Origin of the sequence: Aliigemmobacter aestuarii, assembly GCF_004799285.1 — a bacterium.
Lineage (GTDB): Bacteria > Pseudomonadota > Alphaproteobacteria > Rhodobacterales > Rhodobacteraceae > Aliigemmobacter > Aliigemmobacter aestuarii.
The window spans coordinates 181630-204518 of the sequence record NZ_SSND01000001.1; the positions used below are offsets into that span (position 1 = coordinate 181630).

Sequence of the window (22889 nt, forward strand, 5' to 3'; positions counted from 1 at the left end):
CGATCAACCCCTTGCATCATGCCATCCGGCAGGCGGGATCGTCTTTCCAGCGCAGCCAGACGGTCGGGCGCATCTCGGCCTCGGACAGGAAGGTGCGGGCGGAAAAGACCGGCAGGCGCCCGCAGCCGTTGGAAAGGCCCCAGTCCGGATCCAGCGCCATCTCGTCATGGCCCCCGGCCCAGAGGCCCGGCGACGCGGCAGGGTAGTATTCGTCGCCCGCCTCCAGGATCCGGGCCGCACGGTCCCAGCCGCGAAAGATCGCCTGCGCCTCGGCATCGACCTGCGGCAAAAGCGCGGTTTGCAGGGCAATGTCGGACCGTTCGACCAGCCGCTCCAGCGCATGGACGCAAAAGCTGACGGCGGAAAGCTGGAAGGCGAGCATCGGGCCCGCCATCCCGACTCGGGCGCGCAAATAGATCAGGCCGGTTTCCTGGAATGCCGTCGCGCCTTCGACCCGCGCCTCGACCTCGCGCACGGCGCGGGTGACGAAGGTCAGCGCCTTGCCGCCCGGTGCCATCGTCACGCGCGCCACACCGGGGCGAACCTTCAGCCGAAGGGCAAGGCGTTCCACCGCCTTGATGTTCGGGCGCAGACCTGAGGCCATGCGAATGAGGCCCGGCATGTCGGGCGCATCGCGGCCTGCGGTCGCGATGGCCTGCCGCGCAAGGCCCCTTTTGAGCGAGACGCGAAGGGCGGGCGAACGGGCGAAGGCGGCGTGGTTCATCTGCATCGGGGTCTCCTGGAAAAAAGGGGGGGGCGGAATCGTGGTAAAGGAATCGTCAACACCCTCAATCTGGGGCATAAGGGTGGCAAATCCTGACAGGGTCCTGCGATGTCCTTCCAGAAAGCCGCTGACCTCTTGCGTCTCGCGGAACTCGCCACCGCCCGCTATCAGGGCGTGTCGCTGACCGAGATCGAAGAGGAATTCCGCGTTGACCGCCGCACCGCGCAGCGGATGACCAGGGCGCTTGAGGAAATGTTCCCCCATTGCATCACGCGGGTCGATGACGAGCGGCGAAAGTTCTGGAAATTGCGCGCCGATCAGGCCCGGCTGATGCTGGCGCAGGGCATACGCGACAGCGAGCTGGCGGCGCTGGAGCTTGCGATCCGCCGGGCCGAACGCGAGGGGCTGGCGACCGAGGTGCGCGCCCTGTCCGGCCTGCGAGACCGGCTTCTGGCCGCGATGCCGGGGCCGCACGCCCGCCGGGCCGAGGCCGATGCCGAAGCGGTGCTGGAAGCGCACGGCTTTGCCTCGCGCCCCGGCCCGCAGGTGCGGATCGGGCCGGACCTGATGGGAGTGATCGGCGAGGCGCTGAAGGGGCCGCATGTCCTGACGGTCGTCTATGCCGGGGGGCGCGACCCCGACCGCGCGCGGCGGCTGGAACCGCATGGCCTGCTTCTTGGCACCCGCCGCTATCTGGTCGCGCGCGAGGCTGGCGGCGACGGGCGGATGCAGCATTACCGGCTTGACCGGATCACATCCGCCCGGCTGGAAGCCGACAGCTTCGCCCGCGACCCTGGCTTTGACCTGTCCACCCACGCCGCCCGTGCCTTCGGCAGTTTCCACACCGATGCGGAATATGGCGAGGTTGTCTGGCGCTTCACCCCTGCCGCCGCCGCCACCGCGCGCGAGTTCCTGTTCCACCCGACGCAGGAGATGACGGAAGGCGAAGATGGCAGCCTGACCGTCCGCTTCACCGCCTCGGGCCATCTGGAAATGGCCTGGCACCTTTACATTTGGGGCGATGCGGTGGAGGTGATTGCACCAGAACCGCTGCGCGCGATGGTCGACCGGCACCGGCGCGGCGACTTCCCGGCGCTGCCCTAGGGCGGTTCAGCCGAGGCGCGCGCCCGGCGGGATCGTCGGCGGCGCGGCGTTCAGCCGGTCGCGGGCGAAACCTGCGGCAGCCTTGTAATCGGCGATGAAGGCCGCGCGTTCGGCAGGGGGGATCACATCGTCGATATGGTCGAAGACACCGCCGCAGCGGGCATCGACCAGATCAAGCAAACCGAAAGGCCCCGCCCCGCGGTTGCGCAGCACCAGCGCCGAGACCGGGGCGCAGAGTTCCGCGTCATAGGCGGCAAGCGCCGCGGGCGTCACGCCATGTGCCAGCATCCGCGCGCCAAGGGTGCGGGCGTCGATGATGGCCTGGCTCGCCCCGTTCGATCCGGTGGGATACATCGCGTGGGCCGCATCCCCCATCAGCGCCACCGGCCCGTCCACCCAGGTGGGCACCGGATCCCGGTCGATCATCGGGTTTTCATAGGCGGCCTCGGCCCCCCGCAGAAGCGCGGGGACATCCAGCCAGTCATAGCGGAAGGCATCGAAATGATGCACGAAATCCTCGACCGGGACGGGTTTGAACCAGCGGTCGCCGATGCCTGCGCCCTGGGTGTCCACGGTGAGTTCGGCGATCCAGTTGATCGTGGCCAGCCCCTCGGCGTCGGCGCGCGTGATCGGGTAGATCACCATCCGGTGCCGATGCGTGCCAAGGCCGATGAAGGACGATCCGGTGCGGATCGGGCGGGCGCGGGTCGTGCCACGCCACAGGATCGCCCCGCCCCAGTGGATCGGCGGCTGATCGGGGTGCATCTGCGCCCGGATCGCCGAATGTATCCCGTCCGCCCCGATCAAGAGCCGCCCGGCATGTTCCGATGTCGTGCCGTCGGCATGGGCAATCCGGGCCACGACCCCGCCTTCGGCCCTGCGGTATCCGGTGACGCGCGCGCCTGTCTCGACCGCGCCGGGGCCAAGGCGGCGCAGCACCTCGTGGTAAAGCAGCATCTGGAAGCCGCCGCGATGCACGGCGTATTGCGGCCAGAGATAGCCCGCCGCAAGGCCGCGTGGTTCCGCGTGGATGTCGCGCCCGTTCAATCCGACCAGCGCCCATTCCAGCGCAGGCAGGCCGACCCGGTCCAGATCGGCAGCGGTGAAGCCAAGGTCATAAAGCTCGCGCACGGCATTAGGCTGGATGTTGATGCCCACGCCAAGCGGCCTGAGTTCGGGAACCGCCTCCAGCACCAGGGCGGGCACGCCGATCTGGTGCAGCGTCAGCGCGAGCGTCAGCCCGGCCACGCCGCCGCCCGCGATCAGAACCGGAAGGTCTGGGCTGTGGCTCATGGTGGCATCCTCGGCTGGCAACGGGCGGCAAGGATGCCAGCGGGAACCGCCCCTGCGCAAGCCGTCATGGCGCGATCATCGCCGCCTCAGGCAAAGGCGATGCCAACCGCGCCGAAAGGGCCGAAATCCGCGTCGATCACGGTGCCGGGCGGACATTCGACCGGCGGAATGAACGACCCGGACAACACCACCTGCCCCCGTTCGATCCGCTGGCCGTAGCGGCCCATGCGTTCGGCCAGCCAGACGATCCCCATCACCGGATCGTCCAGCACCGCCGCGCCAAGGCCCGTCGCCACCACCTCGGCCCCGCGTTTCACGATGGCGCCGACCCAACGCAGGTCCACCTCATCGGGCGCGTGGCGGGCCGTGCCAAGGACGATCCCGCCATTGGCCGCGTTGTCGGCCACGGTGTCCTGGATGCGGCGCGCGCGGCCCGTGGCCGGATCGGCGCGGACGATCCGGGTGTCGAGGATTTCAAGACAGGGCGCGACAAAGTCCGTGGCGGCCAGCACCTCGGCCCGGCTGACCCACCCCGACAGCGGCGCCTTCATCACGAAGGCGATCTCGGCCTCGACCCTGGGCTGGATGAAGCGGCCGGCGGGCACGGTCGATCCGCAGGCGAAATCCATGTCGTCAAAGATCACCCCGCTGTCGGGCGTGTCGATCCCGAGCGCGTCCTGCATCGCCTTCGAGGTCAGCCCGATCTTCCAGCCGATGATGCGGCGGCCCCGGGCCAGCTTGCGCGCCATCTGTGCGCCCTGGATCGCATAGGCATCATCCAGCGTGATGTCGGGATGGCGCAGGGTCAGAAGGCCGATCTGGCGTCCCGTCGCCTCGGCCTGAAGCAGGTCCGACGCAGCGGCGTCGATCTGGTCGCGGGTCAGCATGGTTCGTCCATCACCGTGTTGCGCAGGGTACCGATGCCCTCGGCCTCGACTTCGACCACGTCGCCGGGCTTCAGCCAGACCGGCGGGTCGAACCGCGCCCCGGCGCCGGTCGGCGTGCCGCAGACAAGGATATCGCCGGGATGAAGCGTGCAGAAGGTCGAGACATAGGCGACAAGCTGGCGGAAGCCGTGGATCATCCGCGAGGTGCGGTCGTGCTGGCGCGTCTCGCCGTTCACCCGTGTTGTCAGGGCGATGTCGTCAAGTTGCGCGGCGTCCCGGAATGGCACGATCCACGGCCCCATCGCGCCCGACCGGTCCCAGTTCTTGCCCTGCGTCACGTTGAATTTCGCATGGCGCACCCAGTCGCGGAGGGTGCCTTCGTTGCACAGCGTCAGGGCCGCGATGTGGTCATAGGCGTCTTCGGGCGCGATGCGGCGCCCGGCCTTGCCGATGACAATGGCGATCTCGCCCTCGTAATCCAGCTGGTCGCTTTCGGGCGGGCGGATCAGGGGCTGGCCGTGCCCGGTGAAGCTTTGGGCGAAACGGATGAACAGCGAAGGGCGGTCGGGCGCGGCCTGCCCGTCGCGGTATTCGGCGTTGCGGTCGGGGAAGTTGACGCCGACACAGATGATCTTGCCCGGATCGGCGAGCGGGATCAGGAAGTCCACCGCATCCGTGGCATGGTCTGGCAGCCGCCCTGCCGCAGCCGCGACGACGCGGGGCAGAACACCGGCCGCGACAACCTCTTTCAGCCCCTTGAATTCGTGCCCGAAATCGACCGACAGGTCGATGATGCCCGCATCTGTCACAAGGCCATAGCGATCGCGCCCGTCGGCATGGTAGGCGGCAAGGCGGGTCGGGTCGGGCATCATGCGGGGCCTCGGCTGCGGGGTCAGGGGGCGATGATCGGCTGTGCCTTCAGGTCGCTTTCGACCAGCGGCACGCCGTCGAAGACGGACCCCAGTTCGAACCAGCTGCGCGGCGCGGGGGCGCCCCACAGGGTCTGGCGCTGCGGGTCCTTCAGATCCCAGCGGATCGGTTCAAGATCGGGGTCGACGGTCTGGTAGTCGGAACAGTAGATCTCGGTCCGGTGGCCGTCGCGGTCGCGGATATAGAGGAAGAAGGCGTTCGAGATGCCGTGCCGCCCCGGCCCGCGTTCGATGTTTTCCAGGTAGCCGGTCGTCGACATCAGGTCGAGCAGGTCGATGATGTTCAGCGGCGTCGGCACCCAGAAGGCGGTGTGATGAAGGCGCGGGCCGGTGCCATTGGTGAAGGCCACGTCATGCACACCGCCCTTGCGGTGCATCCAGACCGCCCAGGACCGCCCGGTTTCGGCGTCCTCGGTGTATTCGGTCACGCGGAATCCGATGTCGCTGTAGAACTGCGCGCTTTGGTCCACGTTGGACGAGAACATGTTGAAATGGTCGATCCGCAGTGGCCTGACCCCGCGATACAGGCGGTATTGCTGGTGGATCGGCGGCAGGCGATCCATCCGGGCGTAGAATTCCAGCGGGATGCCGAAGGGATCGCAGGTGCGCAGCACGCGTCCCATGAAAGGCCGTTCGATCCATTGGGTCGGCAACCCCCGCCCCCGGAACCAGTGTTCGGCGCGGTCGAGGTCGGCTTCGTCCCAGACCTTGAAGCCAAGAACGCCGACCGAGGGCTGATCGGCCTTCTTCAGGATCATGCAGTGATGGCCGCGTTCCTCCATCGCGCGCAGGTAGATGTGGCCTGCGTCCTCATGCGTGACCTGAAGGCCCAGGGTATCGACATAGAAGCCGCGCGACCAGGCCAGGTCGGTCACGCCCAGTTCCACATGGCTGAGCCGGACGATGTTGAAGGGCGGATAAAGGTTCGGGGCGGGAATGGGCATGGTGGTTCCTTTCCTAGACGCCCAGCCGGGTGATCGCATGCGCGCCAAGGGCCAGCGCCACGTTCTTATGTTCCATGTAGAAGTCGAACGACCATTGCCCGCCGTCGCGGCCGATCCCGCTGGCCTTGACCCCGCCGAAGGGCGTGGGCAGGTGGCGGACGTTTTCCGAGTTCACCCAGATCATCCCGGCCTCCAGTGCCTGCGACACGCGCAGCGCGCGCGTCAGGTCATTCGTCCAGACATAGCCGGCCAGACCGTAAGCCACGCCATTGGCGATTTCCAGCGCTTCGGCCTCGTCGCGGAAGCGGATCGAGGTCAGGACCGGGCCAAAGATTTCCTCTTGCGCGATGCGCATGTCGGGGCGGGCAGCGGTGAACAGGGTCGGACGGACGAACCAGCCCGGACCGTCAACCGGCGCGCCCCCGGCGGCGATGGTGGCGCCCTCGGCGCGGGCGATGTCGAAATAGCCCGTGACCTTGTCGAAATGCGTCTTGTGGATCAGCGGGCCGATCTCCGTCTGCGGGTCCAACGGATGACCAAGGCGCAACCGGCCGATCCGGTCGATCAGCCGCGCCTCGAATTCGCCCGCGATGCTGTCCTGCACCAGAAGCCGCGACGACGAAGTGCAGCGTTCGCCGTTCAGCGAATAGATCATGAAGACCACCGCATCCAGCGCGCGGTCCAGGTCGGCATCGTCGAAAACCACGACGGGGTTCTTGCCACCCAGTTCGAAATGGCAGCGTTTCAGCGTGTCGGCGCCCTGCCGCATGATCTGGCTGCCGGTGCGGCTTTCGCCGACGAATGCGATGGCGCGGATGTCGGGATGTTCGGTCAGCGCCCGCCCGGCCCCTTCGCCCAGACCGTGGACAAGGTTCAGAACGCCGGGCGGCAGGCCCGCCTCGTGGCAGATCTCGGCCAGAAGGCGCGCGGAAAGCGGGCTGAACTCGGCCGGTTTGTGGACCACGGTGCAGCCCGCCGCCAGCGCCGGGGCGATTTTCCAGGTGGACAGCATGAAGGGCGTGTTCCAGGGCGTGATCACGCCCACCGGGCCGATCGGCGTGCGGCCGGTGATGTTCAGGTGATCGGGCGACGGCAGCGCCTGGCCGTCGCGCGCCCCCGGCGCAAGATCGGCGAAGTAGCGGAAGTTTTCCGCCCCGCGCAACGCGGCCTTGGACATGAAGCGCCAGGCCTGCCCCGTATCCCAGCATTCGCAGAGCGCGATTTCATCGGCGCGCGCGACGATGGCATCGGCGATGCGGTGCAGGATCTTCTGCCGCGCGGCGCCGGACATTCCGGCCCAGGCCGGAAAGGCCGCCTTCGCGGCCTTCGCGGCGGCATCCACCGTCCCGGCCGTTCCCAGGGCCACGCGGGCGATGGGGCTGTCATCGACGGGCGAGCGGGTTTCGAACCAGTCGCCCCCGGCCATGTCCTGTCCGGCGATCAGATGGCGGATGCCTGTGTCGCGGAAGCGCGCCAGATGGGTTTCAAGCCGCGCGAGACGAGAGGCGAGATCGGTCATTGCAGGTCTTTCGGCAGGTGGTCACGGATGGAACTGGCCTTGGGGCTGAGGTCGGGGTCGATGTCGCGCATCTCCATCGACAGCATCAGCGAGGAGGAGCGCATCACCGGCGCGCAATAGGCCTGAAGCGCGGCGAAGATGGCCTCGGTCGCGGCGCGGCGCGCCTCGATCGGGCGACCCGCGCGCAGCCGCACCGATAGGTCGAGGAAGGCATGGCCGGGATCACCGTCGGCGATCACGCAATGGGTGCAGGCCGTCGCCCGGACCCGGATGCCGGCCAGAGGAAAGACCCCGGTCGCCGCGGCCGCATCGCGCAAGACGCGGCACAGGCCCGCGATATCCAGCCGGTCTTCGAGATTGGCGGAATAGTCGATCTGGAAATGCGGCATCCTCCCCTCCCCTTGCCCACTGCCTTGCCCGCTTAATCTCGCCCGCCCGACCGCGAGCCAGTTCAAGAAGGCTTGAGGGCAAGGCTGGCACATTTTAATTAACATGTAAATTATTTTCATCTGCGACCGATCTGCGCCACTTTTGCCCTTTTGCCTTTGCGCCCGGGGGGCGACGCTTGCCGCCGCCCCTTTCGGTCGTCTAATCAGGGGCGAAGCGAAAGGCAGGACAATGCGGATACTGATCACCAACGACGACGGCATCAACGCTCCGGGGCTGGAGGTGGCGCATCAGATCGCCACCGAAATCGCCGGGCCGGATGGCGAGGTCTGGACGGTGGCGCCGGCCTTTGAACAATCGGGCGTGGGGCACTGCATCAGCTACACCCACCCGATGATGATCGCCAAGCTGGACCGTCGCCGCTATGCCGCCGAGGGAAGCCCCGCCGACTGCGTGCTGGCCGCGCTTTATGACGTGCTTCAGGGGGCGAAACCGGATCTGGTGCTATCCGGCGTCAACCGGGGCAACAACGCGGCCGAGAACACGCTTTACTCCGGCACGATCGGCGGCGCGATGGAGGCGGCGTTGCAGGGGATCCCGGCGATTGCCCTGTCGCAGTTCCTGGGCCCCGAAACCGACGGCCTCGCCGATCCGTTCGAAGCGGCGCGGGTGCATGGGCCGGGTGTGGTGCGGGCGCTGGTGGAAAAGGGGCTTTGGGACCGCGACGCCGATTACCGGCTGTTCTACAACGTGAATTTCCCGCCCTATCCGGCCGCGCAGGTCAAGGGGGTGAAGGTCACGGCGCAAGGCTTCCGCCGCGACACCGCCTTTTCGGTCGAACCGCATCAGTCGCCCTCGGGCCGCAAGTTCCTGTGGATCAAGGGCGGCCCGCAACATTCGCCCACCCTGCCCGGCACCGATGCCGCGGCCAATCTTGAGGGCTACGTCTCGGTCACGCCGATGCGGGCCGACCTGACGGCACATGACCGGCTGGCCGATCTGGAGGCGCTGCTGGCATGACCGGGGACCGCGGGGACGAGAACGCCGCCGAACGCAAGATGCGGTTTCTCTTTGCCCTGCGTTCACGCGGCGTCACCGATACCCGTGTGCTGACGGCGATGGAACGGATCGACCGCGGCGCCTTTGTGCGCGGGCTTTTCGCCGAACGCGCCTATGAGGACATGCCGCTTCCCATCGCCTGCGGCCAGACCATCAGCCAGCCATCGGTCGTCGGGCTGATGACACAGGCGCTGGCGGTGCAGCCGCGCGATGTGGTGCTGGAGGTGGGGACGGGTTCGGGCTATCAGGCGGCGGTCCTGTCACAGCTGGCCCGGCGGGTCTATACGGTGGATCGTCACCGCCGTCTTGTGGCCGACGCGCAAGAGGTGTTCCGCCAGCTCGGACTGGTCAACATCACCGCCCGCACCGCCGATGGCAGCCACGGCCTGCCCGAACAGGCCCCCTTCGACCGCATCATCGTGACCGCCGCCGCCGAGGACCCGCCCGGCCCCCTATTGGCTCAGTTGAAGATCGGGGGTATCATGGTGTTGCCGGTTGGCCAGTCCGACACGGTGCAGAGCCTCATCAAGGTCGTCAGAACCGAACGGGGCTTTGACTATGACGAGTTGCGTCCCGTTCGTTTCGTGCCGTTGGTCGAGGGTTTGGGGGGCGACTGAAGACCGGGACGTGAGCAGACCGGGCAGTGAACCAGGGCACCGGGGCCAACCCGGGCACGAAGCGAGGCGTAGACATGAAGACCCCACAGGCACATCTCATTCCCGCAATCGGTCTGGGCGCGGCACTTGCGGCGCTGTCGGCTTGCACCAGCCCGAACGACTTCGACTGGGATTTCCGCCCCCAGGCGGGGCTTGATACCTCGGCAGCGGCCCGACAGGCGACGGCAGATCGCCCCGATCCGGACGCGCGGGGCGTGATTTCGTATTCCGGCTATCAGGTGGCCGTGGCCCGGCGCGGAGACAGCGTGACATCGGTCGCGGCGCGCGTCGGCATCGACGCGGGCGAACTGGCACGGTTCAACGCGCTGAAGCCCGGCGACACGCTGCGCGCGGGCGAGGTGCTGGCCCTGCCCCGGCGCGTGGCCGAAGCCGGCCCGGTCACCGCCGCGCCCGGCGCGATCATGGGCAGTGGCGTCACCACGCAGCCGATCGACGTGTCGTCCATCGCGACAGGCGCCATCGACCGCGCGTCCGGCTCCACGCCCGCCGCCACGCCCAGGGTGATCGGTTCAGGCGGACCGGACCCCGTGCGCCATCAGGTCAAGCGCGGCGAAACGGCCTTTACCATCGCCCGGGCCTATAACGTGACCGCCAAGGCGCTGGCCGACTGGAACGGCCTTGGCGCCGACATGATGGTGCGCGAGGGGCAGTATCTGCTGATCCCCGTGGCCAGCGGCGAGGCACCGAAACCCGCCACGCAGGCCGTCACCGTTCCGGGCCAGGGCAGCCCGACGCCCGAGCCGCCTTCGGCCGCCAAGCCGCTTCCGGCCAAGGACGAACCTCCCTCGGCGCAGGTCAAGACGACAGGCGGGACGACGACCACCGCCGCCGCGCCGGTCCCGGGCACACCCGCCTCGCCCGATCTGGGAAGCGAACGCAGCGGCGCCACGGCCTCGAAGTTCGCCATGCCCGTGCAGGGACGGATCATCCGCCCCTATTCGAAGCAGACCAACGGGATCGACATCGCGGCCGCCCCCGGAACCCCCGTCGTGGCAGCCGCCGACGGGACCGTCGCCGCCGTCACCAAGGACGTGAGCGGGCTGACGGTGCTGATCCTGCGGCATGCCGACGGGATCCTCACGGTCTATTCCGACGTCCCGGAGGTCATGGTGCAAAAGGGCGCCTCGGTCAAACGCGGCCAGACCGTCGCCAAGGTCCGGTCGGCCGATCCGTCCTTCCTGCATTTCGAGGTGCGCAAGGGCTTCGACAGCACCGACCCGATGCCCTATCTGCAATAAGGACGGGGGGCTGTCTGCCCCCCTCTTTGCCGTCGGCAAATTCACCCCCCGAGGATACTTGGGCCAGAATGAAGGGCAGCGCGATGGCGCCTTGGTTCATTCTGGTTGAAATATCCGGGGGTGAGGGCCGCAAGGCCCGAGGGGGCAGAGCCCCCTCGTTCGAACGGGCCACCCGGGGGCAAAGCCCCCTTATCCCAGGCGGACACCGTGGCGTGCGGCCAGATCGGTGAAGAATTGCCAGGCGACGCGGCCTGACCTTCCGCCGCGCGTGGCCTGCCATTCGATCGCCTCGGCGCGCAGGGTCTCGGGATCGACCGTCACGCCATGGGCCGCGCAATAGCCGTCGATCATCGACAGGTATTCGTCCTGCGAACAGGGGTGGAAGCCCAGCCACAGCCCGAACCGATCGGAAAGCGAGACCTTTTCCTCGACTGCCTCGGAAGGGCTGATCGCGGTGGAGCGTTCGTTCTCGATCATGTCGCGGGGCATCAGGTGGCGGCGGTTGGACGTGGCATAGAGGATGACGTTGTCCGGCCGCCCCTCGATCCCGCCATCCAGCACCGCCTTGAGCGACTTGTAATGCTGGTCGTCATGCGAGAACGAAAGGTCGTCGCAGAACAGGACGAACCGCGTGGCGGGCGCGGCGCGCAGGTGATTGAGCAGCCGCCCCACCGAGGGCAGATCCTCGCGCGCGAGTTCCACGATCTTGAGATCCTCGCCCTCGGCGCGGACCCGTGCGTGGACAGCCTTTACCAGGCTGGATTTCCCCATGCCGCGGGCGCCCCAAAGCAGGGCGTTGTTCGCGGGAAGGCCGCGGGCGAAATGGCGCGTGTTTTCCAGCAGGATGTCGCGGGCGCGGTTGACGCCCACCAGAAGCGACAGGTCGACGCGGGACACCCGCGCGACCGGCTCAAGCCGGTCGGGGCCGGTGTGCCAGACGAAGGCCTCGGCGGCAGCAAAGTCGGGGGTGACCATCGGCGGGGGGCTGATGCGTTCCAGCGCCTCGGCGATGCGGGTCAGGGCGGCGTCGGTCAATGGCTGGCCTCCTCGTCGTCGTCCTCATCCCACAGCCCCTGGGCACGCAGGTCGGCCTCACGCCGCTTTTCGATCCGGCGGACGAGGAAGATCGACACCTCGTAAAGCGGATAGATCGCGAAGAACAGGATGAGCTGGGTGATGACATCGGGCGGCGTGACGAGGGCGGCGACGATCAGGATCAGGACGATGGCGTATTTGCGCACGCCCGCAAGCCCGTTGGCCGAGACAAGCCCGGCCTTGCCCATCAGGGTCAGCAGAACGGGAAGCTGGAAGCAGAGGCCGAAGGCGATGATCAGCTTCAGCGTCACGTCGAGGGTTTCGTTGACCTTGCCCTGGAACACGATGTCGATGCCGGTGTCCGTCACCGGCACGGCGGGGGCGTCGACAGGCGCATCCACCACCTGCGCGATGATCTTGTCCATCAGCGAGGCCGCGTCGGCGAAGCCGAGGAAGAAGGTCATTGCCAGGGGTGTAACGACATAATGGGCGAAGGCGGCCCCCAGAAGGAACAGCGCGGGCGAGGCCAGAAGGAACGGCAGGAAGGCGTTCTTTTCGCTTTTGTAGAGACCGGGCGCGATAAAGCGCCAGAGATGATAGCCGATCACCGGAAAGGACAGCGCCAGCCCGCCCACCATCGAGATGCGGATCAGGGTGAAGAAATATTCCTGCGGCGCGGTGTATTGCATCACCGGATTGGGATCGCCGAGGTCGCGCATGGATTGCTCGATCGGCCCGAGAAGGAAATCGAGGATCGCCTCGCCGAAGGAAAAGCACACCACCATCGCGACGAGGAAGGCCACGACGGACCAGATCAGGCGGGTCCGCAGTTCGGCCAGATGCTCGATCAGCGGCATGCTGGAATCGTCGACTTCGTCGCTCATGCGTCAGACTTCTTCGTCGTTTTCCGGGTGGAAGCGGTTGGTTTGGCGGCGGGCTTGGCGGTGGCCTTGGGCGCCGGGTCTTTGGCGGGTTTGCCGGCCTTTTCGGGGGCAGGCCGTGATCTGGAGGCCGTGGTGGCCTTGGGCGCCGCCGATCCTGTCCTTGCGGTCTTGGGGGCGGTCTTGGGCGCAGTCTTTGGGGCAGTCTTGGGGGCAACCTTGGGCGCGGGTTCGGCTGCCGACGCGGCGGCGGCCTTCTTCGCCGCCTGCGCCTCGGCCAATGCGGCGCGTTTGGCGGCCTGGGCCTCGGCCAGAGCCTGCGTGTTCGGTCCAAGCGCGCGGGCGGCTTCGGCGGGGGCGGCTTCAGCCGGAGATGCGGCCGTGGACGCCGCGGCGGAGGGTTTCGCGGCGGGCCTCGACGATTTCATCGGATCCCACTTTTCAAAGCTGGAGGCCGCATCGCGCAGCGCGTCAACCCCCATTGCCTTGGGCGAAGTGACCTTGCGCAGGTCGTTGGCCACGTCGCGCACGTCCTTGGCCCCGGCCTCGTCGGCGGCGGCTTCCATTGCGCGTGAAAACTCGCGCGCCATCGCCCGCAGCTTTGCCGTCATCCGGCCCAAACTGCGGAACAGTTCCGGCAGATCACGCGGACCGATCACGATCAGCGCGACGATCCCGATGATCAGCAGCTCGGACATGCCGAGATCGAACATGGCGCGAAGCCCCCTGCGTTGACGGAAATAGGATCAGACTGATCAGGCCGTTCAGGCCTTGTCCTTGTCCTTTTCGGGGGTGACGTCGCGCGCGGTGTCGGCGGCGGCATCCTCGATTTCCTGGGTGCCGTCCTTGACGCCTTTCTTGAAGGCGGTGATGCCTTTGCCGACCTCGCCCATCAGGGACGAGATCTTGCCGCGTCCGAACAGCACCAGAACGACAACAGCGATCAAGAGAAGGCCCATCGGCCCGATATTGTTCAGCATCTTCCCTACTCCTTCGGGCGGTCAGGCCCGGATGTTCATGTCCCGCATGATCTAGGCCGGATTGTCGACAGATCATAGACCCATAACGAAGCTACCGACAGTTTTCTTCCCCGGTAAGGTGGGTTTTGGAAGGTCTGCTGACAGGGTTTTGTCAGTTGCCATCTTGCGGATGCGGGCGCCGTCCGGAGGCGCACAGAGGCGGTCGGAAAAGAAAAGGGGCAAGGCCCGTGCAGGCCCTGCCCCCGAAATCACGCCGGATCGCGGCTTATTCGACGGTGACCTTGGCCATGTGATCGGGCTCGATCACCTCGCCGTTCGATCCGGTGCCGCGCTTGATGGCGTCCACCACTTCCATCCCCGCGATCACGCGGCCGACGACCGTGTACTGGCCGTCAAGATGGGGGGCCGGGGCGAACATGATGAAGAACTGGCTGTTGGCGGAATTCGGGTCCATTGCCCGCGCCATGCCGACGACGCCGCGGTCGAAGCTGACCGAAGAGAATTCGGCCGGAAGGTCGGGACGGGACGATCCGCCCATCCCCGCCATCGAGGTATCGCCGCCGGTCTTGCCGAACTGCACGTCGCCGGTCTGGGCCATGAAGCCTTCGATCACGCGGTGGAAGACCACCCCGTCATAGGCGCCTTCGGTGGCCAGTGCGGTGATCTGTTCGACATGCTTGGGCGCGACATCGGGAAGAAGGTCGATCACGACAGTGCCGGTTGCGCTGCCTGCGACCTCGATCCGGAGGTTCGGGCCGGGGCCGTCTTCCTGCGCCAGAGCGGGGGTGACGAACTGCGTGACGGCGAACCCGCCGACCACGGCCAGACCCAGGGCGAAAAGCCCGCCTGCGATGATGCGGTCAGAGGACATCGGCGGCCACCCTTACGGTGATCATCCGGTCGGGGTTCGCCGGCGGTTCGCCCCGGGTGATCTTGTCGACATGTTCCATCCCCGAAATCACGCGGCCATAGACGGTGTACTGGCCGTTCAGGAAATGGTTGTCCTTGAAGTTGATGAAGAACTGGCTGTTGGCCGAGTTCGGGTTCTGCGACCGCGCCGCGCCGAGCGTGCCACGGTCATGCGGCAGCTTGGAAAATTCGGCCGGCAGGTCGGGATAGTTCGAGCCGCCGGTGCCCGCGCGCCGCAGGTTGAAGTTGTTTTCCATATTGCCGTTGGCCACATCGCCCGACTGGGCCATGAAACCTTCGATCACGCGATGGAAGCAGACATTGTCATAGGCCTTGTCGCGGGCCAGCTGCTTCATCCGTTCGCTGTGCTTGGGCGCCACATCGGGCAGGAGGGCGATCACCACTTCGCCGTCCTTCAGCGTCATGATGATGGTGTTTTCAGGGTCCTTGATCTCGGCCATCGGCGCGGGTCTCCTTCTTTTCGGGGCGAAAGTAGCGACACTTCGGCGCAAGGGAAAGGGCAAACCCCGTTCAGGACCCCGTGATCGGTTGACGCGGGACGGTCATTCGGCGGAAACAGGGCGCGGCCCCGCTAACGCCGGAAGAGGGAGAGACCGATGGCTTGGAAGACGCTGGATGACATGGACCTTGCGGGCAAGGTCGTGCTGACGCGGGTCGATATCAACGTGCCGATGGAAGACGGCCGCGTGACGGACACGACGCGGATCGACAAGATCGTGCCGACCGTCAAGGACATTCAAGCCAAGGGGGGCAAGGTGGTGCTCTTGGCCCATTACGGACGACCGAAGGGCAAGGTGGTGCCCGAGATGAGCCTGAACCTCGTGCGGCCCGCGCTTGAGGTGGCGCTTGGCCAGAGCGTGACCTTCATGGACGCGCCAGAGCGCGCCGCGATCGACGCGCTGCCCGCGGGCGCCGTCGTGCTGGCGGAAAACACCCGGTTCCACCCCGGCGAGGAAAAGAACGACCCCGCGCTTGCGGCCGAATTCGCGGGGCTTGGCGATGTCTTCTGCAACGATGCCTTTTCTGCCGCGCACCGGGCGCATGCCTCGACCGAGGGGCTGGCGCGCCTGCTGCCTGCCTGTGCGGGCCGCCTGATGGCCGAGGAACTGGCCGCGCTGGATGCGGCGCTTGGCAAGCCCGCGCGCCCGGTGGTGGCGGTGGTGGGCGGCGCGAAAGTGTCGACCAAGCTGGACCTTCTGGGAAATCTGGTCACGAAGGTCGATCATCTGGTGATCGGCGGGGGGATGGCCAACACCTTCCTTGTGGCGCAGGGGATCGAGGTGGGAAAAAGCCTTGCCGAACGCGACATGGCCGACACGGCGCGCGAGATCATGGCGAAGGCGGGGGCCGCGGGCTGCACCATCCACCTGCCGGTGGATGTCGTCGTGGCGCGCGAATTCAAGGCCGGGGCCGCGCATGAGACCGTGGCAGCCGAGGCCTGTCCGGCGGATGCGATGATCCTTGATGCGGGCCCGGCCACGGTCGTCGCGATCGAACGGGTTTTCGAGGACGCGAAGACGCTGATCTGGAACGGGCCGCTGGGGGCGTTTGAAATCGCACCCTTCGACCGCGCGACCAATGCGGCGGCGCAGGCGGCGGCGCGGCTGACCCGTGCGGGGCGGCTTGTTTCGGTGGCGGGCGGCGGCGACACGGTGGCGGCCCTCAATCAGGCAGGGGCGGCGGCGGATTTCACCTTCATATCGACCGCGGGCGGCGCGTTCCTCGAATGGATGGAGGGCAAGGAGTTGCCCGGCGTCGCGGCGCTGATGGGCTGATCGGCCCGCTCAGGGGACGCAGGGAAAGGAAAAAGGCCCGCCAACACCGTGGCGGGCCTTTGCATGCCGGGCGTTCCGCGCCGCGATCAGATGAAATCTTCCAGCAATTGCAGGTTCTGGAACAAAGCATCCTTGTCGGTCAGGCCGGCAAAGAGGACGCGGGCTTCCCCCAGACGCAGGACGACGCTGTTGTCGAATTCGCGGGCGTTCTGATCGACGAATTCCGACAGTTCGCGCCCCCCGGTGACCGCACGGTCAAGCACCAGCGCATCCTCGGCCCTGAAGCCATAGACGATGTCGCGCCCGCTGCCTGCGCGAAAGATGAACGCATCCGCACCGCGGCCGCCGGTCATCGCGTCGTCTCCGGCCCCGCCCAGGAACACGTCATCCCCGAAGCCGCCGATCATGCTGTCGGCCCCTGCCCCGCCGTTCATCCGGTCGGCGCCTTCGCCGCCCACGATCCGGTCGTTACCCGCCCCGCCCTCCATGCGGTTCGCACCGGCCCCGCCGAAGATGCGGTCGTTCCCTTTGCCGCCGAAAAGAACGTCGTTTCCGCCGTTGCCGAACAAGTTGTCGTCGCCCGAAAAGCCATAGAGGCGATCGCCGCGGCCCGAGCCTTCCACAGTATCGGAGCCCGTCATCAGAAAGCCCAGAAGCGTCTGCCCGATCAGCGCCGTGCCCTGTTCCTGGAAGTCGACGGCGTTTGCCGCGAAGGAATTGATCTTCAGCTGCGCAACGCCGTCCTCGACATAGGTCATGGCGCGGAAATTGCCCGACGTGGCCCCGACCGTGCGGTTCCAGTCATAGCTGCCCCACATCCGCATGATGCCTTCGCCATAATCCAGCGCCAGCGCATTGATGCCGAGCGGTGAGGGATCTCCGAATGTATTGGTGAACAGGTCGGCCATGTTGAAGGCCTTGAGGGCTACGATACGCGCCATACGACACACTCCCAAACTTTAGACGCCGGCGACCGGCAACCACACCCCGTGACCCTTCCCGATCGTGGATATTTTGTAAAGTTTGTCATGCATTTGTGGCGCAATTGAGAACAATCCGGGTCTTCCGGCGGGTTTGTCGCGTGCGCCGTCCGGCGGGATCAGCCGAAGGTTGCGCCTTGGCATGGGCCATCCGGCCGATCGCGGCAGAACCCGCCTTGCGAATCGCGCGGAATCCCGTTGTTTCCATGGTGTTAGCGCGAACATCATTGCGCAGCGCTTTTGCCCGCTCTAAGCCGCGATCAGGCCCCACACCGAAGCAGGAGCGACAGATGCGTGCCAGCAAGCAAGTCCAGAAGATCCTTTCCAACTATGAAGGCGAAACCCCCGGCGTGAAGGCCAACCTGTGCCGCATGCTGATGGAGGGCAAGCTGGGCGGCACGGGCAAGATGATCATCCTGCCGGTCGATCAGGGCTTTGAGCACGGTCCCGCGCGCACCTTCGCGCCGAACCCGGCGGCCTATGATCCGCATTACCATTATCAGCTGGCGATCGACGCGGGTCTGAATGCCTATGCGGCACCTCTGGGGATGCTCGAAGCGGGCGCGGACACGTTCGCGGGCCAGATCCCGACGATCCTGAAGGTGAACAGCGCCAACAGCCTGATGTCGGACACCGCGGGAAAGAACCAGGCGATCACGGCATCGGTTGACGATGCGCTGCGGCTTGGCTGCTCGGCCATCGGGTTCACCATCTATCCCGGCTCCGATATGGCGCTGGAAATGTACGAGGAAATCAGCGCGATGCGCGAGGAAGCCGCGCGTAAGGGCGTGGCGACGGTGATCTGGTCCTATCCGCGGGGCGAGGCGATCACCAAGGACGGCGAGACGGCGATCGACGTGGCGGCCTATGCGGCGCAGATCGCGGCCCTTCTGGGCGCGCATATCATCAAGATCAAACTGTCGACCGATCACCTGATGCTGGGCGAAGCCAAGAAGGTCTACGAAAAGGAAGGGATCGACATCGCGACGCAGGCCGCGCGCGTTCGCCACTGCATGCAGTCGTCGTTCAACGGGCGGCGGATCGTGGTGTTCTCGGGCGGGGCCAAGAAGGGCGAGGACAGCGTCTATGACGATGCCCGCGCCATCCGTGACGGCGGCGGCAACGGGTCAATCATCGGGCGGAACAGCTTCCAGCGGTCGCGCGAGGATGCGCTGGCGATGCTGGCCAAGCTGGTGGACATCTACAAGGGGAAAGCCTGAGGTCCCGTGCCGGGCCTGAGGCAACGGGCGGCATCCCCTGCCCCAAGGCGGCAAGACCCGATCATTCCTGACTTTTTCGCGAAGGGGGATTCCCTTCGCGAATCACATGTGCCATGATTCTCTCATGGTCCGCGGCGAATGACGGACCGGACGAGGCAGGCAGATGTCCACACAAGGTGCGCGCCCCGCAATCGGCGGGTTTCTGTTGATGTCGCTGGCGGTCGCGCTTGGCGGTTATTTCACCTTTGCCGCCGTGCAGGGGGATTTCGGCGTTTTCCGTCAGGTCCAGCTTCAGGCCGAGATCGAGGATCTCGAGGCCGAGCGTGACAGGTTGCGCGCAGAACTGTCCGAGGTGCAAAACCGCACGCGCCGCCTGTCCGACGCTTTTCTGGACATCGACCTTCTGGACGAACAGGTGCGCGACGTCCTGGGATATGTCCGCGCCGACGAGATCGTGATCCGCTGAACACCGCCCTGGCGACCCATGCAGGACGCGCAAGAAACCCTTGCGCGTTTTTCCTTTGCCTTGTTTTCCCGATAGGCTAAAGATAGTTTAACACTAAACCATTCTTGCCACCGATGGGAGGAAATTGCGATGGCCGCGAAGAAGCCGGCGGACAAACCCAATATATCCAAGGAAGAATTGCTGAAGTTCTACCGTGAGATGCTGCTGATCCGCCGATTCGAGGAAAAGGCCGGCCAGCTTTACGGCATGGGCCTGATCGGCGGCTTTTGCCACCTCTACATCGGGCAGGAAGCAGTGGTCGTCGGCCTTGAGGCCGCCGCCAAGGAAGGCGACAAGCGCATCACCAGCTACCGCGACCACGGCCATATGCTGGCCTGCGGCATGGACCCCAAGGGCGTCATGGCCGAACTGACCGGGCGGATCGGCGGCTACTCCAAGGGCAAGGGCGGGTCGATGCACATGTTCTCGAAGGAACGCCATTTCTATGGCGGCCACGGGATCGTGGGGGCGCAGGTGCCACTGGGTGCGGGCCTTGCCTTCGCCGACAAGTACCTCGGCAATGACAACGTGACCTTCACCTATTTCGGCGACGGCGCGGCCAACCAGGGGCAGGTCTATGAAACCTACAACATGGCCGAGCTTTGGGACCTGCCCGTGATCTTCGTGATCGAGAACAACCAGTATGCCATGGGCACCAGCGTCAAGCGCGCGACGAAATCGACCACGCTTTACGAACGCGGTGTCGCTTATGGCATTCCGGGCGAACAGGTGGACGGCATGGACGTTCTTGCTGTGAAGGCCGCAGGCGAGAAGGCCGTGGCACACTGCCGCGCGGGCAAGGGCCCGTATATCCTCGAAATGATGACCTATCGCTATCGCGGGCATTCGATGTCGGACCCGGCGAAATATCGCACCCGCGAAGAGGTGCAGAAGATGCGCGACGAACGCGACGCCATCGAACATGTGCGCGATCTGCTGTTGAACGGCGGCCATGCCAGCGCCGATGACCTGAAAGCCATCGACCGCGAGATCAAGGACATCGTGAACGACTCCGCCGAGTTCTCGAAGGAAAGCCCCGAGCCGCCCGTCGAGGAACTCTGGACCGACATCTACGCCTGAGGGGGAAAGAACAATGGCAACTGAAATCCTGATGCCCGCCCTTTCGCCCACGATGGAGGAAGGCACGCTGGCCAAATGGCTGGTGAAGGAAGGCGACGAGGTCAAATCCGGCCAGATCATCGCCGAGATCGAGACCGACAAGGCGACGATGGAATTCGAAGCGGTCGACGAAGGGATCATGGGCAAGATCCTGATCGCCGAAGGCACGCAGAACGTGAAGGTGAACACGCCAATCGCGGTGCTGGTGGAAGAAGGCGAAAGCGCCCCTGCCCCCGCCGCGAAGGCCGAAGCGCCTGCTGCTGCTGCTGCGGCCGCCCCTGCCCCGGTCGCCGCCGCAGCCCCCGCCGCCGCGGCAGCCCCGGTCGAGGTCGTTTCGAAGGCGTCGCCCGACTGGCCCGAAGGCACCCCGATGAAGACGATGACCGTGCGCGAGGCCCTGCGCGAGGCGATGGCCGAAGAAATGCGCGCCGATCCGACCGTCTTTCTGATGGGCGAGGAAGTGGGCGAATACCAGGGCGCCTACAAGATCAGCCAGGGCCTTCTGGACGAATTCGGCGCCAAGCGGGTGGTCGACACGCCGATCACCGAGATGGGCTTTGCCGGGATCGGCGTCGGCGCCTCCTGGGGCGGGCTGAAGCCGATCGTCGAGTTCATGACCTTCAACTTCGCGATGCAGGCCATCGACCACATCATCAACTCGGCGGCGAAGACGCTTTACATGTCGGGCGGCCAGATGGGCAGCCCGATGGTGTTCCGCGGCCCGAACGGGGCAGCGGCGCGCGTTGGGGCCCAGCACAGCCAGGATTACGCGGCATGGTATGCGGCCATTCCGGGGCTGAAGGTGGTGATGCCCTATTCGGCTTCCGACGCAAAGGGCCTGCTGAAGACAGCGATCCGCGATCCCAATCCGGTGGTCTTCCTGGAGAACGAGATCCTTTACGGCCGCTCGTTCGAAGTGCCGCAGATCGACGATTTCACCATTCCCTTCGGCAAGGCCAGGATCTGGCGCGAGGGCAGCGATGTGACGATTGTCAGCTTCGGCATCGGCATGGCGCATGCGCTTGAGGCGGCGGACCAGCTGGCGAAGGACGGCATCAGCGCCGAGGTGATCGACCTGCGTACCCTGCGCCCCATCGACTATGATACGGTGCTGGCCTCGGTGATGAAGACCAACCGCTGCGTGACGGTGGAAGAGGGCTTCCCGGTGGGTTCCATCGGCGACCACATCGCCTCGACGATCATGCAGCGGGCGTTCGATTACCTCGACGCCCCCGTCGTGACCTGCACGGGCAAGGATGTGCCGATGCCCTATGCGGCGAACCTTGAAAAGTTCGCGCTGATCACCCCGGCCGAGGTCGTCGCCGCGGTCAAATCCGTCTGCTACCGGTGAGGTGAGGAAATGGCTATTGAAATCCTGATGCCCGCCCTTTCGCCCACGATGGAGGAAGGCACGCTGGCCAAATGGCTGGTGAAGGAAGGCGACGAGGTCAAATCCGGCCAGATCATCGCCGAGATCGAGACCGACAAGGCGACGATGGAATTCGAAGCGGTCGACGAAGGGATCATGGGCAAGATCCTGATCGCCGAGGGAACCTCGGGCGTGAAGGTGAACACGCCGATCGCTGTCCTTGTCGAGGAAGGCGAAAGTGCCGATGCGGCCCCCGCGGCGGCATCCCCGGCCCCCGCGGCAGCATCTCCGCCCCCTGCCGCGACAGCGGCGCCGGCCGCACCATCGGCGCCTGCTCCGGCCGCGCCCAAGGCCGACGGCAAGCGCGTCTTTGCCTCGCCACTTGCTCGGCGCATCGCGAAGGACAAGGGGATTGACCTGTCGGCGATCACCGGTTCCGGCCCGCATGGCCGGATCGTCCGCGCCGATGTCGAGGGGCTGAGCGCGAGCACCGCCAAACCGGCAGTCCCCGCGGCTTCGGCGGCTCCGGTGGCAGCCGCTCCGCTGTCGACCGCGGCCCCTGCCCCGGCAGCGGCGCCCACCGGCCCCTCGGCCGAGATGGTGATGAAAATGTATGCCGACCGTGCCTACGAAGAGGTGCCGCTTGACGGCATGCGCCGGACCATCGCGGCCCGCCTGTCCGAAGCCAAGCAGACGATCCCGCATTTCTACCTGCGCCGCGAGGTCAGGCTGGATGCGCTGATGGCCTTCCGCGCGCAACTGAACAAGCAGCTTGAAGCCCGCGGTGTGAAGCTTTCGGTCAACGACTTCATCATCAAGGCCTCTGCGCTGGCCCTGCAGGCGGTGCCTGATGCGAATGCCGTCTGGGCGGGTGACCGGATGCTGCGCCTGAAGCCCTCGGATGTCGCTGTTGCGGTTGCGGTTGAAGGTGGCCTTTTCACCCCCGTCCTGCGCGATGCCCATCTGAAATCTCTATCGGCCCTCTCGGCCGAGATGAAGGACCTCGCCACCCGCGCGAAGACGAAGAAACTTGCCCCCCATGAATACCAGGGTGGCAGCTTCGCGATTTCCAACCTCGGGATGTTCGGGATCGAGAACTTCGACGCCGTGATCAACCCTCCGCACGGGTCGATCCTCGCCGTCGGCGCCGGTCTCAAGAAACCGGTGGTCTTGGCAGACGGGACGATCGGCGTGGCCACTGTCATGTCGATGACATTGTCGGTGGATCACCGCGTCATCGACGGGGCACTTGGAGCCCAGTTCCTTCAGTCGCTCGTCGACAATCTGGAAAACCCGATCACGATGCTGGCCTGATTTCCGGCTTTAGACAGAAG

The 22889-nt window shown here is 66.1% G+C and carries 24 protein-coding genes; 10 read left to right on the forward strand and 14 right to left on the reverse strand.

Annotated features, from left to right (window positions below):
- Window positions 1–16 precede the first annotated feature (16 nt).
- Window positions 17–730: a hypothetical protein gene (locus E7811_RS00810; RefSeq protein ID WP_136392707.1), complete on the reverse strand. Its 714-nt coding sequence runs from the start codon at window positions 728–730 to the stop codon at window positions 17–19.
- A 102-nt stretch (window positions 731–832) separates the two neighbouring features.
- Between E7811_RS00810 and E7811_RS00815 the strand changes: the two genes are divergently transcribed.
- Window positions 833–1828: a helix-turn-helix transcriptional regulator gene (locus tag E7811_RS00815; protein WP_136392708.1), complete on the forward strand. Its 996-nt coding sequence runs from the start codon at window positions 833–835 to the stop codon at window positions 1826–1828.
- A 6-nt stretch (window positions 1829–1834) separates the two neighbouring features.
- Here E7811_RS00815 and E7811_RS00820 read toward each other — a convergent pair whose 3' ends face one another.
- The 6 genes from E7811_RS00820 to E7811_RS00845 form a co-directional block, all read right to left on the reverse strand.
- Window positions 1835–3121 (reverse strand): flavin-dependent oxidoreductase, encoded by a 1287-nt coding sequence (locus tag E7811_RS00820; RefSeq protein ID WP_136392709.1) that lies wholly within the window; start codon window positions 3119–3121, stop codon window positions 1835–1837.
- Window positions 3122–3207: 86 nt separating this feature from the next.
- On the reverse strand, window positions 3208–4008 hold the full coding sequence (locus tag E7811_RS00825) for an FAA hydrolase family protein (RefSeq protein WP_136392710.1): 801 nt from the start codon (window positions 4006–4008) through the stop codon (window positions 3208–3210).
- A complete protein-coding gene (locus E7811_RS00830) occupies window positions 4002–4877 on the reverse strand; it encodes a fumarylacetoacetate hydrolase family protein (protein WP_136392711.1) in 876 nt (291 codons plus the stop codon). Before E7811_RS00830 ends, E7811_RS00825 begins: the two co-directional genes overlap by 7 nt.
- Window positions 4878–4900: 23 nt before the next feature.
- A complete protein-coding gene (hpaD, locus tag E7811_RS00835; protein WP_136392712.1) occupies window positions 4901–5881 on the reverse strand; it encodes a 3,4-dihydroxyphenylacetate 2,3-dioxygenase in 981 nt (326 codons plus the stop codon).
- 13 nt (window positions 5882–5894) lie between these two features.
- On the reverse strand, window positions 5895–7400 hold the full coding sequence (hpaE, locus tag E7811_RS00840) for a 5-carboxymethyl-2-hydroxymuconate semialdehyde dehydrogenase (protein WP_136392713.1): 1506 nt from the start codon (window positions 7398–7400) through the stop codon (window positions 5895–5897).
- A complete protein-coding gene (locus E7811_RS00845) occupies window positions 7397–7789 on the reverse strand; it encodes a 5-carboxymethyl-2-hydroxymuconate Delta-isomerase (RefSeq protein WP_136392714.1) in 393 nt (130 codons plus the stop codon). Before E7811_RS00845 ends, hpaE begins: the two co-directional genes overlap by 4 nt.
- A gap of 229 nt (window positions 7790–8018) precedes the next feature.
- On the opposite strand from E7811_RS00845, the gene surE reads away from it, so the two are divergent.
- The 3 genes from surE (at window position 8019) to E7811_RS00860 (ending at window position 10761) form a co-directional block, all read left to right on the forward strand.
- Window positions 8019–8807, forward strand: coding sequence for a 5'/3'-nucleotidase SurE (gene surE, locus E7811_RS00850; protein WP_136392715.1), 789 nt, complete (start codon window positions 8019–8021; stop codon window positions 8805–8807).
- Window positions 8804–9463 (forward strand): protein-L-isoaspartate(D-aspartate) O-methyltransferase, encoded by a 660-nt coding sequence (locus E7811_RS00855; protein ID WP_136392716.1) that lies wholly within the window; start codon window positions 8804–8806, stop codon window positions 9461–9463. The genes surE and E7811_RS00855 overlap by 4 nt, the downstream gene beginning before the upstream one ends.
- Window positions 9464–9537: 74 nt before the next feature.
- Window positions 9538–10761 carry a peptidoglycan DD-metalloendopeptidase family protein gene (locus E7811_RS00860; RefSeq protein ID WP_136392717.1) on the forward strand — a complete coding sequence of 408 codons (1224 nt, stop codon included), beginning with the start codon at window positions 9538–9540 and terminating at the stop codon, window positions 10759–10761.
- 189 nt (window positions 10762–10950) lie between these two features.
- On the opposite strand, the gene E7811_RS00865 is transcribed toward E7811_RS00860, so the two are convergent.
- The 6 genes from E7811_RS00865 to E7811_RS00890 all read right to left on the reverse strand — a co-directional run bounded on the left by E7811_RS00865 (window position 10951) and on the right by E7811_RS00890 (window position 15027).
- Window positions 10951–11796, reverse strand: a complete 846-nt coding sequence (locus E7811_RS00865; RefSeq protein WP_136392718.1) for an ATP-binding protein — start codon at window positions 11794–11796, stop codon at window positions 10951–10953.
- Entirely contained in the window at window positions 11793–12680 is an 888-nt protein-coding gene (gene tatC, locus E7811_RS00870) for a twin-arginine translocase subunit TatC (RefSeq protein WP_136392719.1), read from the reverse strand. The genes E7811_RS00865 and tatC overlap by 4 nt, the downstream gene beginning before the upstream one ends.
- Complete coding sequence (tatB, locus tag E7811_RS00875) at window positions 12677–13390, reverse strand: Sec-independent protein translocase protein TatB (protein WP_136392720.1); 714 nt, start codon at window positions 13388–13390, stop codon at window positions 12677–12679. Before tatB ends, tatC begins: the two co-directional genes overlap by 4 nt.
- A 51-nt stretch (window positions 13391–13441) precedes the next feature.
- Window positions 13442–13657 (reverse strand): twin-arginine translocase TatA/TatE family subunit, encoded by a 216-nt coding sequence (gene tatA, locus E7811_RS00880; protein WP_136392721.1) that lies wholly within the window; start codon window positions 13655–13657, stop codon window positions 13442–13444.
- Window positions 13658–13922: 265 nt separating this feature from the next.
- On the reverse strand, window positions 13923–14528 hold the full coding sequence (locus tag E7811_RS00885) for a peptidylprolyl isomerase (protein ID WP_136392722.1): 606 nt from the start codon (window positions 14526–14528) through the stop codon (window positions 13923–13925).
- The gene (locus E7811_RS00890; RefSeq protein ID WP_136392723.1) at window positions 14518–15027 is read right to left on the reverse strand and encodes a peptidylprolyl isomerase; all 510 of its coding nucleotides are present in this window, start codon (window positions 15025–15027) and stop codon (window positions 14518–14520) included. Before E7811_RS00890 ends, E7811_RS00885 begins: the two co-directional genes overlap by 11 nt.
- Before the next feature lie 156 nt (window positions 15028–15183).
- Between E7811_RS00890 and E7811_RS00895 the strand changes: the two genes are divergently transcribed.
- Window positions 15184–16362 (forward strand): phosphoglycerate kinase, encoded by a 1179-nt coding sequence (locus tag E7811_RS00895; RefSeq protein WP_136392724.1) that lies wholly within the window; start codon window positions 15184–15186, stop codon window positions 16360–16362.
- A gap of 86 nt (window positions 16363–16448) precedes the next feature.
- Here the strand turns inward: E7811_RS00895 and E7811_RS00900 are convergent, their stop codons facing one another.
- Window positions 16449–17303: a calcium-binding protein gene (locus tag E7811_RS00900; RefSeq protein WP_136392725.1), complete on the reverse strand. Its 855-nt coding sequence runs from the start codon at window positions 17301–17303 to the stop codon at window positions 16449–16451.
- 329 nt (window positions 17304–17632) lie between these two features.
- Between E7811_RS00900 and E7811_RS00905 the strand changes: the two genes are divergently transcribed.
- The 5 genes from E7811_RS00905 to E7811_RS00925 all read left to right on the forward strand — a co-directional run bounded on the left by E7811_RS00905 (window position 17633) and on the right by E7811_RS00925 (window position 22869).
- Window positions 17633–18562, forward strand: coding sequence for a class I fructose-bisphosphate aldolase (locus tag E7811_RS00905; protein WP_136392726.1), 930 nt, complete (start codon window positions 17633–17635; stop codon window positions 18560–18562).
- 163 nt (window positions 18563–18725) lie between these two features.
- Complete coding sequence (locus tag E7811_RS00910; protein ID WP_136392727.1) at window positions 18726–19028, forward strand: FtsB family cell division protein; 303 nt, start codon at window positions 18726–18728, stop codon at window positions 19026–19028.
- A 129-nt stretch (window positions 19029–19157) separates the two neighbouring features.
- Window positions 19158–20147, forward strand: coding sequence for a pyruvate dehydrogenase (acetyl-transferring) E1 component subunit alpha (gene pdhA / locus E7811_RS00915; RefSeq protein WP_136392728.1), 990 nt, complete (start codon window positions 19158–19160; stop codon window positions 20145–20147).
- Between the two features lie 13 nt (window positions 20148–20160).
- Window positions 20161–21537 (forward strand): pyruvate dehydrogenase complex E1 component subunit beta, encoded by a 1377-nt coding sequence (locus E7811_RS00920; protein ID WP_136392729.1) that lies wholly within the window; start codon window positions 20161–20163, stop codon window positions 21535–21537.
- Window positions 21538–21546: 9 nt separating this feature from the next.
- A complete protein-coding gene (locus E7811_RS00925; protein ID WP_136392730.1) occupies window positions 21547–22869 on the forward strand; it encodes a pyruvate dehydrogenase complex dihydrolipoamide acetyltransferase in 1323 nt (440 codons plus the stop codon).
- The last annotated feature ends 20 nt before the right edge of the window (window positions 22870–22889 follow it).

Coding starts and splice junctions, on each gene's coding strand:
- E7811_RS00810 (WP_136392707.1), bottom strand. CDS start 730: ATGCAGATGAACCACGCCGCCTTCGCCCGTTCGCCCGCCCTTCGCGTC.
- E7811_RS00815 (WP_136392708.1), top strand. CDS start 833: ATGTCCTTCCAGAAAGCCGCTGACCTCTTGCGTCTCGCGGAACTCGCC.
- E7811_RS00820 (WP_136392709.1), bottom strand. CDS start 3,121: ATGAGCCACAGCCCAGACCTTCCGGTTCTGATCGCGGGCGGCGGCGTG.
- E7811_RS00825 (WP_136392710.1), bottom strand. CDS start 4,008: ATGCTGACCCGCGACCAGATCGACGCCGCTGCGTCGGACCTGCTTCAG.
- E7811_RS00830 (WP_136392711.1), bottom strand. CDS start 4,877: ATGCCCGACCCGACCCGCCTTGCCGCCTACCATGCCGACGGGCGCGAT.
- hpaD (WP_136392712.1), bottom strand. CDS start 5,881: ATGCCCATTCCCGCCCCGAACCTTTATCCGCCCTTCAACATCGTCCGG.
- hpaE (WP_136392713.1), bottom strand. CDS start 7,400: ATGACCGATCTCGCCTCTCGTCTCGCGCGGCTTGAAACCCATCTGGCG.
- E7811_RS00845 (WP_136392714.1), bottom strand. CDS start 7,789: ATGCCGCATTTCCAGATCGACTATTCCGCCAATCTCGAAGACCGGCTG.
- surE (WP_136392715.1), top strand. CDS start 8,019: ATGCGGATACTGATCACCAACGACGACGGCATCAACGCTCCGGGGCTG.
- E7811_RS00855 (WP_136392716.1), top strand. CDS start 8,804: ATGACCGGGGACCGCGGGGACGAGAACGCCGCCGAACGCAAGATGCGG.
- E7811_RS00860 (WP_136392717.1), top strand. CDS start 9,538: ATGAAGACCCCACAGGCACATCTCATTCCCGCAATCGGTCTGGGCGCG.
- tatC (WP_136392719.1), bottom strand. CDS start 12,680: ATGAGCGACGAAGTCGACGATTCCAGCATGCCGCTGATCGAGCATCTG.
- tatB (WP_136392720.1), bottom strand. CDS start 13,390: ATGTTCGATCTCGGCATGTCCGAGCTGCTGATCATCGGGATCGTCGCG.
- tatA (WP_136392721.1), bottom strand. CDS start 13,657: ATGCTGAACAATATCGGGCCGATGGGCCTTCTCTTGATCGCTGTTGTC.
- E7811_RS00885 (WP_136392722.1), bottom strand. CDS start 14,528: ATGTCCTCTGACCGCATCATCGCAGGCGGGCTTTTCGCCCTGGGTCTG.
- E7811_RS00890 (WP_136392723.1), bottom strand. CDS start 15,027: ATGGCCGAGATCAAGGACCCTGAAAACACCATCATCATGACGCTGAAG.
- E7811_RS00895 (WP_136392724.1), top strand. CDS start 15,184: ATGGCTTGGAAGACGCTGGATGACATGGACCTTGCGGGCAAGGTCGTG.
- E7811_RS00900 (WP_136392725.1), bottom strand. CDS start 17,303: ATGGCGCGTATCGTAGCCCTCAAGGCCTTCAACATGGCCGACCTGTTC.
- E7811_RS00905 (WP_136392726.1), top strand. CDS start 17,633: ATGCGTGCCAGCAAGCAAGTCCAGAAGATCCTTTCCAACTATGAAGGC.
- E7811_RS00910 (WP_136392727.1), top strand. CDS start 18,726: ATGTCCACACAAGGTGCGCGCCCCGCAATCGGCGGGTTTCTGTTGATG.
- pdhA (WP_136392728.1), top strand. CDS start 19,158: ATGGCCGCGAAGAAGCCGGCGGACAAACCCAATATATCCAAGGAAGAA.
- E7811_RS00920 (WP_136392729.1), top strand. CDS start 20,161: ATGGCAACTGAAATCCTGATGCCCGCCCTTTCGCCCACGATGGAGGAA.
- E7811_RS00925 (WP_136392730.1), top strand. CDS start 21,547: ATGGCTATTGAAATCCTGATGCCCGCCCTTTCGCCCACGATGGAGGAA.